Below are 14,529 nucleotides of genomic sequence, written 5' to 3'. Positions count from 1 at the left end.
GTGCCAGTCACCGACGAGGCGATCGACAAGATCAAGGCCGTGATCGTCACCGGTGAGCTCAGCCCGGGTTCCCGACTCCCGCGCCAGGCCGACCTGGCCGAGCGTCTGGGGCTGTCGCGCAACTCGCTGCGCGAGGCGGTGAAGGCGCTCTCGCTCATGCGGGTCCTCGACGTGCGCCAGGGTGACGGCACGTACGTGACGAGTCCGGAGCCCGACCTGCTCCTGGACGCGCTGACGTTCGTCGCCGACCTCCAGCAGGCCGACACCGTCCTGCAGTTCCTGGAGGTCCGGCGGATCCTCGAACCCGCCGCGGCCGCGTTGGCTGCCCGGGCGATGCCGGACGAGGAGATCGTGGCCCTCGGCGGGGTGCTGGTCAGGTTGGAGGACGGCGCCTCGCTGGAGGCACTGATCGACAACGACCTGGAGTTCCACCGCAGGCTTGCGGCGGGTTCCGGCAACGCGGTGCTCTGTTCACTGATCGACGGCCTGTCCGGCCCGACCGCGCGGGCCCGGCTGTGGCGCGGGCGGACGGAGGAGGGTGTGGTGGGGCGGACCAGGCAGCAGCACCGGGCGATCTACGAGGCCGTTGCCGCCCGGCGTCCGGAACTCGCCCAGGCCTGGGCGACGGTCACGTTGCGGAGGTCGAGCAGTGGCTGCGCGGGACGCTCGGCGCGCAAGCCTCCGGGCTCGCCTGAGCAAGGACGAGAAAACGGTGGCGGGGCCGGCTGAAGCCGGCCCCGCCACCCGCATGTGGTGATCCGCTCTACTCGGTGGTGAGTTCCAGCACCAGGCACTGCTCGGGGTCGAGAAGTGGCGCCGCCAGACCGACGCCGGCAAGCACCGCCCCCGGGACGCGGACCGACCCCTCGACGAGCCACGGCACCGTCGCGCTGGGATGGGCGGAGGCCGCCTGGAATTCCTGGCAGACCGTCACGGTGTAGGTCAGCTCGGGGGCGAGGCCGGAGATGCGGATCCGGGGGGCCACCGAGGCCGTCGAGGACGCCAGCTGGAACAGGGCGAAGACAGCGTGGCGACGGTCGTCCGCGACGACGCCGTGCAGCCAGGCCGCCGGGTCCGGATGATCGACGCGGACGGTCCGCCCGCCGTGCAGCAGCGGCCGGAGCCGCTTGTACAGGGCGGTCCAGGCGGCCAGGAGGTTGAGTTCCTCCGCGGTGCACGCGGTGATGTCCCACTCGATGCCGGCGTGGCCGAACAGGGCGGTCGCCAGGCGGATCGGCAGCGGGCTGGTGCGTCCGGTGGTGTGGGCGGTGGCCGCGCCGACGTGGCTTCCCGTCAGCTCCGGTGGTACGAACAGTCCGGTGTAGCGCTGGATGCGCTGGCGTTCGAGCGGGTCGTTGGTGTCGGAGGCCCAGATCCGGTCCGTACGCTCCAGGATGCCGTAGTCGATCCGGGCACCGCCGGAGGAGCAGGACTCGATCTCCAGCCCCGGATGGCGCTCGCGCAGTTCGTCCAGGAGGCGGTAGACGGCCAGGGTCTGGGCGTGGACGCCAGCGGCGCCCGTGTGGGCCGACTCCAGCAGGTCACGGTTGTGGTCCCACTTGAGGTAGGTGATGCCGTACTCGTCCACCAGGGCGTGCAGGCGGGCCGCGATGTGGGCGTACGCCTCGGGGTTGGCGAGGTCGAGCACCTGCTGGTTGCGGGCGGGTGGCGCGGTGCGTCCAGGGGCGGCCAGGATCCAGTCGGGGTGGGCGCGGGCCAGGTCGGAGTCGGGGTTGACCATCTCGGGTTCGACCCAGAGGCCGAACTCCATGCCGAGGGCCCTGACGCGGTCCACGAGGGGGTGGAGGCCGTTCGGCCACACCGTCGGGTCGACGGTCCAGTCGCCGAGGCCCGCGCTGTCGTCCCGGCGGCCGGTGAACCAGCCGTCGTCGAGGACGAAGCGCTCGACACCGACCCGGGCGGCGCGCTCGGCCAGCTCGGTGAGCCGGTCGAGGCGGTGGTCGAAGTAGACGGCCTCCCAGGTGTTCAGCATCACAGGTCGCGGGGTGCGCGGGTGGCTCTCCCGGGCGCGCAGGTGCTGGTGGAGTCGGTCGGACAGCCCGTCCATGCCCTCGCCCGACCAGGTGAAGTAGGCCCATGGGGTCCGGTAGGTGCCGCCTGGGGTGAGGCGGATCTCGCCGGGCGCGAGGAGCTCGCCCGCGCCCAGGACGGGCCGGTGTTCGGGGAGCAGCTCGGCGTAGTGCACGTGGTTGCCGCTCCATCCGGCGTGTGCGGCCCAGACCTGGCCGTGCCGGAAGCCGAATCCGGGCTCGCCGACCAGGAACAGGCCGGTCGCGTCGTGGCCGGTGCGACCGCGTCGGGACTCGCGGGCGGTCAGCCCGTGGGCGAGCGGCCGACGTTGCGGCGACCTTTCGCGGGCCCAGCGCCCGGTGAAGTCGAGCACCTCGCTCGCCTGGTCGCCCACCGGGAGCAGACAGGCCACGGTGTCGAGTGTGAACCCGTCCGGGCCTTCGTTGGTGATCTCGTGCCGCAGCCGGACCACGCCGAACGGGTCCATCTCGATGTGAGTGGTGACCGACAGGGCGGCGGCCTCGTCGCGGGCGCGTACCGTGAGCCGGCCGCCCTCGCCGGCTTGGCCGGCCAGGCTGACCGGCTCGGTCAGCGTCAGCCGCAGATGGGGCGGGACGCCCTCCCGGTGCCCGGCGAGACCCGGGCGCCCGACCCAGCCGTCGACCTGTTGGGGGATCAGCCGCAGCCGCACCGGGGCGTCCACGGAGGCCACCGGCCACGAGGGCCGCAGGCCGAGCAGCAGCTGGTCGGTGTCGCCCAGGTCGCCGGGGTCGGCGCCCCAGTGCAGGACGGCGGGCAGGCCCGGACCCGAGACGTCCAAGATGAGGGCGGTCCCGGCCGCGCGGAGCATGGCCGGGGCGGGGTGGTGCACTGTCATGCGTTCGTCTTCCGGAGGGGAGGGATCACTGGCCGATGACGTTCAGCTCGGCGCAGGAGGTCCAGGGGTTGCCGTTGATCTCCGACAGCGCCCGGAACCTTACGTAACGGCCGTTCTTGGCCGGGAAGTTGATGGTCTTGAGGGTCTGGTCGGCGGCGAAGGTCCCGGTGGCCACGGGGCTTCCCCAGGTGGTGCCGTCGGCGCTGACGCAGAACTCGTACTGGGCAACCGTACCGTTCTGGGAGGCGTCCTGGCGGGGCAGGTAGGTGAAGCCCGAGACGCTGTGTGCCGCCTTCATGTCGAGCTGGATCTCGTGCGGGCAGCCCGGCGCGGGCGTGACGTTCGACCACCGGGTGTGCCAGAAGGTGGCCATGCTGCCGTCCAGCACGTTGGTCGCCGGGGTGTTCTCCGCGGTCACCTCCTCGCTGTCGGTGTACGCCACGGTCCAGCCGGTGCGCGGCAGGATGCGCGGGCCGCCGCCGTCGAGCTGGACGTTGAAGTGCGCGGTGCCGTTCATGGTGAGGGGCAGCGCGAGGATGCTGGTGGCCGGATCCCAGGTCTGCTGCTGGGTGTACGGGCGGGACATGTCGGCGTAGTCGTCGAAGACGATGTTCGGCCACCCTTCCAGGTGCCGACGACGGTGAGGGTGACGTTGCGGACGTCCCGGGCGCTGCGGCCCGGGAGGGTCTTGCCGCCGACGGTGGTGATCGAGCTGTCCGCGTTCACAAGGGGTTGCCGGCGGCGTCGAGCCGGGGCGCCATGTAGTTCTGGCCGAACGGCACCGTGCTGGCCTGGTCGGGGACCAGAGAGAGGGCGTTGGTGAGGTCGAGCCGGTAGTTGAAGACGTGGACGCCCAGGTGCGACGGGTTCTCCTGGACGATGACGTTGGTGTGCTCGTCGGAGCTGATCTTCACGGACGCCGTGGGGACGTGGGTGGAACATGCCCTGCTGGCCGGCGACGTCGAACAGGCTGATCAGGTAGTTGCTCAGGTCCGGGCCGTTGTAGAGCTCGGCGGCGTTGAACCCCTTGAAGGTGTTCGGGTGGGTCTGCGCCCAGGTCTGCCACTGGCTCACCGGGATGAGGTTGGTGTTCCCGGTCTCGCCGTTGGCGACCTGTGCGGTGACCGGGATGTCGGCGGGCTCGGCGGCGTCCAGCTGGGACTGGATCCAGTCGGTCGTGGCCGGGACGTTCCGGAGGTGGTTGTCGCCGAGGAGGTTGATGTAGGCGTAGGGCTTGAGCCAGGCGGGGACGGTGTCCCACAGCTGCTGGAGGGTGCCCTGGAACTGCTGGTCACCCTGCCCGAGGTTGATCACGTGCGCGGGGTGGGTCGCGTCGATCGTGGCGCGCATGGCGGCGCCGGCGGGTTCCGCCGCCGTGGCGCTCGAGCCCAGTCCGGCGGCGTCCAGGATGCCGGGCGTGGCCAGGCCGGCGCCGAGGGCGGCGATCGAGCCGAGGAACCGTCGACGGCCGAGTCGGCTGCCGAGCTCGATGTCCGGTCTCGCGGAGGAGTCGTCCTGAGCTGCCACTGCTGTGCTCCTGCGGCTCGTGGGCCCGGCGGGGCCGTGTCGGTTGGGGCAGCGGCAAGGTAGACGATGCCTTCCGTGGCTGAAAAGCGTTCCAGAGGCCTTGGTCATGCGGCTCCATATCCGGCCGGCTCGGCTGCAGCCGGGGCGGAGGATGTCGCGCGGAGGTTCTGAAAGGCCAGGCCAGAGACTTGCGTAAGGCTTGTGTGCCTCGGGATGGTGGCCTACGGTCCTCGCAACCTGTTACGGAGAACAGATTCGAAACAGGCCTGTAATACCTGGAACACACTGGTCGGCCGGGCGGTGTCACGGGGCCGCCGCTTTACGGAAAGGCAAAGGGACCATTGGCAGCGCTCGCGCCCGGCGGCGACAGCTTCGGCAGGACGACCACCACAGCCTGTGTCGCCGCACTGCACACTCTGGGTGAGGCGACGCTCAGCGAGCTGGCCACCGCCAGCGGACTGTCCCGGCCCACTGTCAAGGAACGGCTGGCCGGCCTTGCGCACCTGGTCGAGGTCACCTCCGGCGCCGCGCACGGACAGTCGCCCACACCCAGTGGCGGCCGACCGGCCGCACGCTTCCGGTTCCGCCGCGAGTACGGATTCGTGATCGGCGCCGAGATCGGCAAGCACCACGAGCGGATCATCGCCTGTGACATCGGCGGACGCATCCAGCACGTCAGTGAGCACCGTGAACCGGTGCCGCTGCCGGGCCGGGAGCGGATCGCCGGACTCCATCGCCGCCTGGTACAGGTGGTCAGTCGCCTGCGGTCCACCCACGGCAAGTGGCTCGGCCTCGGCATCGCCCTGACCGGCGGAGTCGGCCCCGACGGGCGGATCTCCTACTCACCCCACCACCCCGATCTGGAGGGCTGCTTCCCGGCCGACGCCGGACTGGTCTTCGGCGACGTCCCGGTGATCGTCGAACACGACCTGAACGCCGCGGCGATCGCAGAACACGCCTACGGTGTCGCCCGCCACGCCGACACCTTCCTGCTGGCACTGGCCTGGCACCGGCTGGCGGCCGGAATCGTGCTGGACGGCCGGGTCCATCGCGGCAGCCGCAACATGGCCGGAGAGCTGAACCTCATCGACGACGGTCCGGCGGCTCCGCCGCACTGGGACGAGCTGGAAACCTTCCTGCCGGTCCTGGACGCCGCCGAACGGGGCGACCCGGACGGCGTGGCCGAACTCGACCGGTTCGCTGCCCGGGCCGCCCGCCAGATCGCCTATCTCACCCTTGCGATCGACCCACAGCTGATCGTCCTCGGTGGGCCACTGGCCCGCCGGCGCACTCTCACCGACCGCATCGACGCGCACCTGGCCACCTTGCTGCGCGACGCCTACCCCGTCGACCTCGCCGTCACCCGGTTCCCCACCCTCGGACCCGTGATCGGCGTGCTGCAGACGGCACTGACCAACGCGTTCGGCACGCTCCTCGGCGATCCGGCCTTCCCGGCCCGGATCGACATCGGACCGCTGTGCCCGGACGCGGCGCACACCAGGGCGCGGGCTCACTCGTCAGCCCGCTGAGCACCCCGCCATCACCCCCACGTCCGACCCCATTCCCTTCCCACCGCACCGAGAGGAACCTCGCCATGCCGAGAACCAGAATCGCCGCCGTTGTCGCAGTCGCAGCCATGGTGGCCGCCGCGGCGACCGGCTGCGCCGGCTCCGACACCACGACCGGCGCGAACGGCCACGTCACGATCACGTACATGCTCCCCACCTCGTGGGCGGGCGTGCCGGGCTTCCAGGAGAACGTCGACCTCTGGGAGAAGCAGACCGGCAACACGGTCAAGCTGACGCCCGTGCCCGACGCGAACTACGACTCCCTGGTGCAGGCTCGCCTGGCCGCCAAGAGCGGTGCCGACGTCTTCGCCGGCCAGGACTCGGCCAAGAACAAGGCCGCGATCATGAAGCCGGCCACCGGGCCGTGGATCGAGCGGCTCCTCCCCGCCGTCCGCAAGTCGATCACCTCCGCGGACGGCAAGATCTGGGGAACCCCGAGCGCCGACGGCCTCAACGCGACCGGGGTGATCTACAACAAGGACGTCTTCTCCAAGGCCGGGATCACGAAGACCCCGACCACCCTGGCGGAGTTCGAGGCAGACCTGAAGAAGGTCAAGGCCGCCGGAGCCACGCCGCTCTACCTCGCAGGCAAGGACGGCTGGACCCTGCTCCAGCACCGCAGCGCCGTCAACGCCGACTTCCTGGGCGCCGACCTCGACCTGGCGCCCAAGCTCGATGCCAACCAGGTCAAGTGGAACGAGATCCCCGGCTTCACCCAGGAGTACCAGGCACTGGCCGGCTGGGTGAAGCACGGTCTGACCAACAGCGACGCGCTGACCGCCACCTACGATTCGTCGACCGCCGCGATAGCGAACGGCAAGACCGGTGCCATCATCAACGGCACCTGGGCTCTGGGCGCCATCGCCAAGGTCAACCCGAAGGCGAACATCGGCTTCTTCCTGCTGCCGGGCGCCGACGGCAAGAGCACTGTGGGGCTGCAGAAGCCCAACCTGCTCAAGGTCGCCACGTTCTCCAAGGTCGGCAAGCAGGCCCAGGACTTCCTGAACTTCATGATCGCTCAGCCGCAGGCGCAGAAGTTCCTGGACGCCAACCCCGGCGTCTCCGCCTTCACCGACGCCAAGGCCGCCGGCGCCTCGGGCGGTGCCGCCGACCTGCAGAAGCTCGTCGACCAGGGCGACTCCGTCGTCCCGTTCGACGGGCAGTCCGTGATCCCGCAGCCGCAGGACGACCTCATCGCCGCGTACCAGGAGCTCCTCGGCAAGCGGATCGACGTCGCGAAGTTCGGCGAAATGACCCAGAAGGCCTGGCAGGGCGCGGGCAGCAAGGCCGGCGCGGCCGGATTCTGATGACCACGCCGCACACCTCCCGGCAGGGGATCGACCGCACCTACCGGTACGCCTACCTCGTACCGGCGGTGCTGGTCTTCACCGTGTTCTTCCTCCTGCCAGCCTTCTTCGGAATGTATCTGTCGCTGACCGATGCCTCGACGTACGTCCCCGACACCCACTACGTCGGACTGGCGAACTACCGCACGATGTTCGGCGACGGCTCGGTCCTGTGGAACGCCACCCGCAACCAGTTCGTCTACGCGGCCCTCGTGACCGTCGGCAAGACCGGCCTGGGCGTGGCGATCGCCTTCCTGCTCAACCGGGCGTTCAAGGGCAGCCGCGTCCTGCGCGCCGTGGTCTACCTGCCGATCATGTTCTCCACGATCGTGGTCGGTCTGCTCTTCAACTTCATCCTCAAGGCCGACGGGCCCGTCAACGCCCTCCTCGAGCCGTTCGGCCTGGCCCAGGACTGGTTCGGCAGCTTCGATCTCGCCCTCTACAGCGTCACCGCCGTGGACACCTGGATGGGCGTCGGCTGGACCGTCGTCCTGGTGCTCGCCGCCCTCCAGGCCGTGCCCAGCGACCTCATCGAGAGCGCGCAGCTCGACGGGGCCGGGCCGTGGCAGGTGGTACGGCACATCAAGCTCCCGTTCATCCGGCACGCGATCAACCTGGCCGGGCTGATCACCTTCATCACCGGCATGAAGACGTTCGACCTGATCTACGCCACCACCGGCGGCGGCCCGGGCACCGCGACCGAGGTGCTGACCAGCTACGTGTACAAGCAGCTCAACACCGGGGCCCTCGGCTACGCCGCCGCCGTGAACGTGTTCCAGTTCGTCATGATCACCGTCGTGGCGCTGGTCATCAACCGCTTCGTACGCAGGATGGAGGCGACACCGTGACCCGGCGAAACCCGCGGCTCCGACCCGGCAGGCTCCTGGCCCAAGCGGCCACCTACGTGGTGGCCGCCGTGCTGGCCCTGGTGTACCTGGCCCCGCTCTACCTGGTTCTGCTGACCAGCCTGAAGAGCAGCACCGAGGCCCAGACGATGAGCTTCTCACTGCCCCGCTCCTGGCACCTCGACAACTACCGGACCGTCATCGAGACCGGCAACGCGTTCCAGGCACTGCTGAACAGCGTGGTCATCTCCGTCGCGGTAACCCTCGGGACCGTGCTGGCGTGCTCGATGGCCGCCTTCGTCATCGCCCGTCGCCCCGGCCGGGTCACCGGCGGCGTCTACAGCTACCTGCTCACCGGTCTGATCGCCCCGTTCGCGTTCATCCCGGCGATCCGGCTGCTGCAGGAGATCGGCCTGGGCGGCTCCTACCTGGGGCTCATCCTCACGGACGTCGCCGTGCAGATCCCGTTCATCACGCTGATCTACGTCGGCTTCATCCGGCAGTTGCCTCGGGAGATCGACGAGGCGGCGCTCCTGGACGGCGCGGGATCGCTGCGTCTGTTCTTCACGATCATCTTCCCGCTGCTGCGACCGGTCAGCTCGACCGCGCTGATCCTCGTCTTCACCTACGCCTGGAACGAGTTCCAGAACGTGCTGTTCCTCATACCCGACTCAGACCGATGGACCCTACCCATGACGGTGTTCACCTTCCAGTCCACGCACAGCTTCGACTATTCGCTGGTCTGCGCCGACCTCGTCCTCACCATGCTGCCCGTCGTGGCGGTCTACCTGACCGCTCAGAAGTACATCGTCAACGGGATGGTCGCGGGAGCGGTGAAGGCATGACGAACACGAGCACGCAGGCGACGGACCGCCGCCGGCCGACCGAGGTCTCCGCGCGGTTCGCGCGCTCGGCCTGGTTCCGCCAAGACCGGTTCGGCATGTTCATCCACTGGGGTCCGTACGCCGTCCCGGCCCGGGGCGAATGGCTCCGCTCGCAAGAGCAGGTGTCTGTCGAGGACTACCAGTTCGCCGTGGACGGCTTCGGTGCCGAGGACTACGACCCGCAGGCATGGGCCGAGCTCGCGGAAGCGGCCGGCATGAAGTACGCGGTGCTGACCGCCAAGCATCACGACGGGTTCTGCCTGTTCGACTCGGCGCTCACCGAGTACGGCAGCATGCACAACGGTATCGGCCGCGACCTGGTCCGGGAATTCCTCGACGCCTTCCGCGCCCGGGGCATCAAGGTGGGGCTCTACTACTCCCTGCTGGACTGGCACCGCCCCGACTACCCGCACTACGGCGACTTCATCCACCCCGAGCGCGAGAACCCCGCCTTCGCCGACCACCGGCCCGACCTGGAGTCGTACCGGCGGTACATGCACGGCCAGATCAAGGAGCTGTGCACCAACTACGGGCAGCTGGACATCCTCTGGTTCGACTTCTCCTACGAGGGGATGGGGCCGCAGGAGTGGGGCGCGCAGGAGCTGATCGACACCGTCCGCGCCCTGCAGCCGACCGCGCTCATCGACAACCGGTTGGAGGCCGACGGCGGCGGTCCCGGCTCAATCGTGACCGACGCACCGACCGACTACAGCGGCGACTTCGCCTCCCCGGAGCAGCTGATACCCGTCGACGGCATCTGTGCCGAGGACGGCAGCCCCGTGCCGTGGGAAGCCTGCATCACGATCAACAACAACTGGGGCTACACCGCCGGCGACGACCTCTGGAAGAGCCCGGAACAGCTGATCACCAAGCTCGTCGAATGCGTGGCCAAGGGCGGCAACCTGCTGCTCAACGTCGGCCCCGACCCCCGCGGCCGGATCCAGCCCGAGGCCGTCGAGCGGCTCCACGCCATCGGCGCCTGGCTCTCCGCCAACGGGGAGTCGGTCCACGGCGCGGGCCCCGCCGGCCTGGAGACCCCGGAGTGGGGCTACTACACGCGCAGCGGGAACACCCTGTACGCCCACGTCCTGCGAGCGCCGATCGGACCGCTGGCCCTGACCGGCGGACTCGACAAGGACAGCATTGCGCGGATCTCGCTGCTCGCCGACGGCCGCGAACTGCAGCTGTGCGACGCCTGGGTCGTCAAGTCCTACCCCGACATCCCGTTCGTCCAGTTCGGTGAGGTCGGGCACTTCACCTACCCGCTGGCGGACCCGATCGACACGGTCGTGAAGATCGAGCTGGTCGAAGCACCGGGCGCCGTCCAGCCGGCGTAGTCCGCGCGGCCCTGGAAGCCGGTGCGCGAAGAGGGCACTCCGGACGGTCCCATCCGGAGAAGTCAGTCGATCACGGCGGTCCGCCAGGTTTCCTCGTCGGCGTCCAGGAGTGCCGCGACGAGGGCGGGATCCGGCAGCGGCGCTCGTTCTCGTCGTGCAGTTTGCGGTTGGCGTCTCGCAGTGCTCTGACCACCGTCTCGTGTGACCTGGTGGTGATCCGCTGCTGATCGGGCAGAGCTGTCTTCGACCGGCTGCTTCTTCCCGGCGCCTTCGAGACCTCGGCGTCGCTGAGGGACGGCGCCGTCCGCTACGTCCAGGTCACCAGCAAGGCAGGCGGCACCCTGCGTCTGCACAACCCTTGGCCGAAGCAGCAGAAGTTGACGGCGACCGATGAGCTCGGCAAGCGCTTCGGCTACTCGGTCAAGGACGGTGTCATCACCGTCCGGACCACGCGGGGTAGGACGTATCGTCTCCAGCCCGTCCTGGGCTGAGGCCCCGGTGACCGGGGGCTTCTTGGGTTCTAGTGGTTGTTGCAACACCCCAGTTCAAGGGGTGCGATGGACTTCGAGGTCCGCAAGGTGCGCTCGGCTCAGGGGCCCAGGAAGCTCCATGCTGAGCGGGCGGAATACTTCCGGCTCGTGAAGGCGGGATACACCAGCAAGGAAGCATCCGCGGCAGTCGGTGTGAACGAGCGCACCGGACGTGAGTGGCGCAACGGCCGCTGGGACCCGCAGCGGCTCAGACCGCCGGCGGCCCAGGCGACGCGCCGTCTCGATCAGGAGCGCGTCTACGCCAAGCGGGCACCCGTTCTCCAGGGTCGGGTGCCCGCAGCCGTACCCGTGTCTGTGGAAGTGCGGTCGCGCTATCTGTCGGAGTGCGAGCGCATCCACATCGCTGACCGGCTCCGGGAGAAGGCGTCCATCCGGTCGATAGCCGCCGAACTGGGACGCAGTCCTTCCACCATCAGCCGGGAGATCCGGCGCAACCGCACCAACGGCACCCGCAACCAGTGGCACTACCGGCCGTTCGCCGCCCAGGCCCGCGCCGATGGCCGCAGACCACGGCCGAAACCGCGGAAGATCAACCAGAACCCCGAACTGCGGAGCGCCGTCCAGGCGGGCCTGGACGAACGCTGGAGCCCGGAGCAGATCTGTCACGCTCTGCGCAGACAGTTCCCCGACCGGCCGGAGATGCATGTGGTCCACGAGACGGTCTACCAGGCGCTCTACGTGCAAGGACGCGGCCAGCTGCGGCGGGAACTGGCGAGCGTCCTGCGAAGCGGACGCGCCCGGCGTAGGCCGCGCCGCCAGGCCAACTGCCGTCAGCCGCGCTTCACCGATCCCATGGTCATGATCAGTGAGCGGCCCGCCGAAGCGGACGACCGGGCCGTGCCCGGCCACTGGGAAGGCGACCTGATCATCGGCAAGGACAGCGGCTCGGCGATCGGCACTCTTGTCGAACGCAGCACCCGCTACGTGATGCTTCTGCACCTGCCTGTCGACCACACCGCCGCCAGCGTCCGTGATGCCCTGATGCAGACCGCGCACAGGCTCCCGCAGCGCTTGAAGCGGTCCCTGACCTGGGACCAGGGCAGTGAGATGGCCGCTCACCGCAGTTTCACCCTCGCCACGGACGTCCCGGTCTACTTCTGTGACCCAGCCAGCCCCTGGCAGCGCGGCTCGAACGAAAACACCAACGGCCTGCTCCGCCAGTACTTCCCGACTTGTATTGGGGCTAACGGTGTCGTGATCGGGTTGGCCGCCCGTAACGTGCCGCAGGACGCCGGGCAGGCTGACTCGAGTACTTCCTGCCGCCCTCGCGGGCTGGCTCTCTTTGGGTGTGTCGCCCTGCCCGGTGCCCGTTCGCGGCTTGACTCAACAGAGGCATGACCATCGGCTACCCCACGTTTCTCGAAGTCGGGATGTCAGCTGCGGATTCCACTGACCCGACGTCCGAGGAAGGGGACTGCCGATGCTGATCGGCATCGATCCGCACAAGTCCACGCACACAGCCACGGCTGTCGATCCCGGAACCAATCGTGATCACGCCTCGATCCGAATCGATGCGACGCTCCAGGAATACCAGCGCATGCTGGACTGGGCTCGTCAGTGGCCAGAGCGGCGATGGGCTGTCGAAAACGCCAGGGGCCTGGGACTCCACCTGACCTCATGGCTGCTCGCCCGGGGAGAACAGATCGTCGACGTTCCGCCCAGCGCCACCGCACGGGTCCGCCAGCTCTCCCGCGGCGCAGGCCGCAAGAACGACCGCATCGACGCCGCAGCAGCAGCATGCGTCGCCGCTCTCCAAGGCGACGCGAGGCCGGTGCAGCCTGAGAGTTCAACGGATGCGCTGGCGCTGCTGGACGAGCGGCGCAGCAATCTCGCCCAGGCCAGAGTCCGCGCGGTGAACCAACTCCACGCTCTGCTGCGTGCTCTCCTGCCCGGAGGGGCACCGCGCGACCTGTCCGCCGCCAAGGCCGAGCAGTTGCTGGAGTCTGTCGTCCCTGTCGGTCCGGCCGAGCTCACCCGCCATACCCTCGCCGTCGATCTGATCGCCGAGGTCCGGACCTGGGACATGAAGCTGAAGGACAACGCCAAGGCCATGGCCTCGCTGGTCACCGAGTCCGCGAGCAGACTGACCGACACACCAGGGATCGGGGCCGTGACCGCGGCCCGTCTCCTGGGCCGGACTGGGAACCCCAACCGCTTCCCGACCGCGAGTGCTTTCGCTCAGTACGCCGGCACGGCTCCCATCGAGATCGCCAGCGCCGACCGCGCACGCCACCGCCTGTCCAGGCGTGGCGACCGCCAGCTCAACGCAGCACTCCACACCGTGGCCATCACGCAGATCCGCATGCCCGGCACGCGGGGCCACGCCTATTACCAGGCCAAACTCGCTGAAGGCAAGACATCCCGGGAAGCGCAACGCTGCCTCAAACGCCGCCTGGCCGATCACGTCTGGCGCACGATGGTCGTTGATGAGCGCCGCCGCGCGCTGTTGACGGGCCCGGGAGGACAACTGGGGGCGGCTACAGAATCCAGCGCGTCCGGCCCAACCCCGTCGGCCGGCTCTTCGGACAAGTCACTTCCCGGACCCGCCATAGCCGAGCCTACGCCACCACACCAACCAGCTTGACAAACACAGAGGCACCCAAGGGCACCGACCTGTCCGTCCACACCCGCGAGCACCTCGACGCCGTCGCCGCCCAACTCAACGGCCGACCACGCAAAACGCTCGACTGGGAAACCCCAGCCGAGCGTCTGCACAAACTACTCGCCTGCTGATCAGACCAGCCGCGTTTCGCGGGATCGCTAAAGACCGCGATTCTTGTCCCTGCGAGGCTTGCGCGGTGCCCTTCCCCAGGAGCCGGCAGGCCGTTCTTGCCGCACCCTCGATACGAATTCTTCGCGAGTCAGGACAGCTCGTGGCTGGGGGCGCAGGAGGGAGTCTGCGTCCCACGGGTCCACATGCGTCCATCCGAACCCCCGGACCACCTCGTCGAAAACCGGCGCGAAGTCCGCACCGACCAGGTCCGGCATCTGATGGCGGAACCCTCGGACGCGGGTAACGAAGTCTGCGGGCAACGGCACGTGGTACGCCTCCAAATAGTGCGCAAAGTCCGCGCGCCATACCCACAAGCCATCGGTGACAAGGGACGAACAACCGGACGTGTGCCGGTGAACCTCACCCGTGAGAACGTCAACCCCTGCCTCCATGAAGTACGTGAGGTGATGACCAACGTCCAAATATTCCACAATTTGCGCTTCGTCCGGTTCGCCAGACGCTTGCACCTGGGCCCCTAACGGTCCCGCAGCCAGCTCACCGGAGTGACCGAAGTCATCGAAGAAACCGAGCAACTTCAGCACGCCCACCCCCTCAGCCCCACCAGTCGAGGCGAGCATACGCAGGACCGATGCCTATCGGTCTCACCAAGGCGTAGCCACCGCCGCCCGGCCGCATGATCGCGACCGGGCGACTGCTTAACTGCCAGTGCAACACATCAGAGATCACGTGTTGCGACGACCAGTGGAATCCGCCCTTCGCATGGCGGGGCTTCCCGCCGACGCCCAGGACCTACAGTTCCTGACCCACGGCCACCGTCTCATCGCCGGTC

9 protein-coding genes and 3 pseudogenes are annotated in these 14,529 nt (G+C 68.9%); 9 read left to right on the top strand and 3 right to left on the bottom strand.

Annotated elements, in window-relative coordinates; genetic code table 11:
• Positions 1–695: pseudogene (locus ACIBB8_RS16610) on the top strand (FadR/GntR family transcriptional regulator).
• A 68-nt stretch (positions 696–763) separates the two neighbouring features.
• Here ACIBB8_RS16610 and ACIBB8_RS16605 read toward each other — a convergent pair.
• From ACIBB8_RS16605 to ACIBB8_RS16595, 3 genes are read right to left on the bottom strand one after another with little or no spacing between them, the layout of a single operon-like run.
• Positions 764–2,908, bottom strand: a complete 2,145-nt coding sequence (locus ACIBB8_RS16605; protein WP_398952649.1) for an alpha-galactosidase — start codon at positions 2,906–2,908, stop codon at positions 764–766.
• A gap of 25 nt (positions 2,909–2,933) precedes the next feature.
• On the bottom strand, positions 2,934–3,494 hold the full coding sequence (locus tag ACIBB8_RS16600) for a discoidin domain-containing protein (RefSeq protein ID WP_398952647.1): 561 nt from the start codon (positions 3,492–3,494) through the stop codon (positions 2,934–2,936).
• A complete protein-coding gene (locus ACIBB8_RS16595) occupies positions 3,422–4,435 on the bottom strand; it encodes a hypothetical protein (protein ID WP_398952645.1) in 1,014 nt (337 codons plus the stop codon). Before ACIBB8_RS16595 ends, ACIBB8_RS16600 begins: the two co-directional genes overlap by 73 nt.
• A 341-nt stretch (positions 4,436–4,776) precedes the next feature.
• Here ACIBB8_RS16595 and ACIBB8_RS16590 point away from each other — a divergent pair, with 341 nt between their 5' ends.
• The 8 genes and pseudogenes from ACIBB8_RS16590 to ACIBB8_RS16555 form a co-directional block, all read left to right on the top strand.
• Positions 4,777–5,964 (top strand): ROK family protein, encoded by a 1,188-nt coding sequence (locus ACIBB8_RS16590; RefSeq protein ID WP_398952643.1) that lies wholly within the window; start codon positions 4,777–4,779, stop codon positions 5,962–5,964.
• Between the two features lie 65 nt (positions 5,965–6,029).
• Positions 6,030–7,310, top strand: coding sequence for an ABC transporter substrate-binding protein (locus ACIBB8_RS16585; RefSeq protein WP_398952641.1), 1,281 nt, complete (start codon positions 6,030–6,032; stop codon positions 7,308–7,310).
• A complete protein-coding gene (locus ACIBB8_RS16580) occupies positions 7,310–8,197 on the top strand; it encodes a sugar ABC transporter permease (RefSeq protein ID WP_366693162.1) in 888 nt (295 codons plus the stop codon). The genes ACIBB8_RS16585 and ACIBB8_RS16580 overlap by 1 nt, the downstream gene beginning before the upstream one ends.
• The gene (locus tag ACIBB8_RS16575; protein ID WP_398952639.1) at positions 8,194–9,039 is read left to right on the top strand and encodes a carbohydrate ABC transporter permease; all 846 of its coding nucleotides are present in this window, start codon (positions 8,194–8,196) and stop codon (positions 9,037–9,039) included. Before ACIBB8_RS16580 ends, ACIBB8_RS16575 begins: the two co-directional genes overlap by 4 nt.
• Complete coding sequence (locus tag ACIBB8_RS16570) at positions 9,036–10,415, top strand: alpha-L-fucosidase (RefSeq protein WP_398952637.1); 1,380 nt, start codon at positions 9,036–9,038, stop codon at positions 10,413–10,415. Before ACIBB8_RS16575 ends, ACIBB8_RS16570 begins: the two co-directional genes overlap by 4 nt.
• Before the next feature lie 649 nt (positions 10,416–11,064).
• Positions 11,065–12,304 (top strand): annotated as a pseudogene (locus ACIBB8_RS16565) (IS30 family transposase).
• Between the two features lie 82 nt (positions 12,305–12,386).
• Complete coding sequence (locus ACIBB8_RS16560) at positions 12,387–13,550, top strand: IS110 family transposase (protein ID WP_398952635.1); 1,164 nt, start codon at positions 12,387–12,389, stop codon at positions 13,548–13,550.
• 14 nt (positions 13,551–13,564) lie between these two features.
• Positions 13,565–13,699: pseudogene (locus tag ACIBB8_RS16555) on the top strand (IS30 family transposase); the annotation flags it as partial.
• Positions 13,700–14,529 lie beyond the last annotated feature (830 nt).

The sequence above is a fragment of the Streptomyces sp. NPDC051286 genome, assembly GCF_044455345.1.
Taxonomy (GTDB): domain Bacteria; phylum Actinomycetota; class Actinomycetes; order Streptomycetales; family Streptomycetaceae; genus Streptomyces.
The sequence above is the reverse complement of the archived record's forward strand: the minus strand, read 5'-3'. Positions and strand labels throughout refer to the sequence as shown.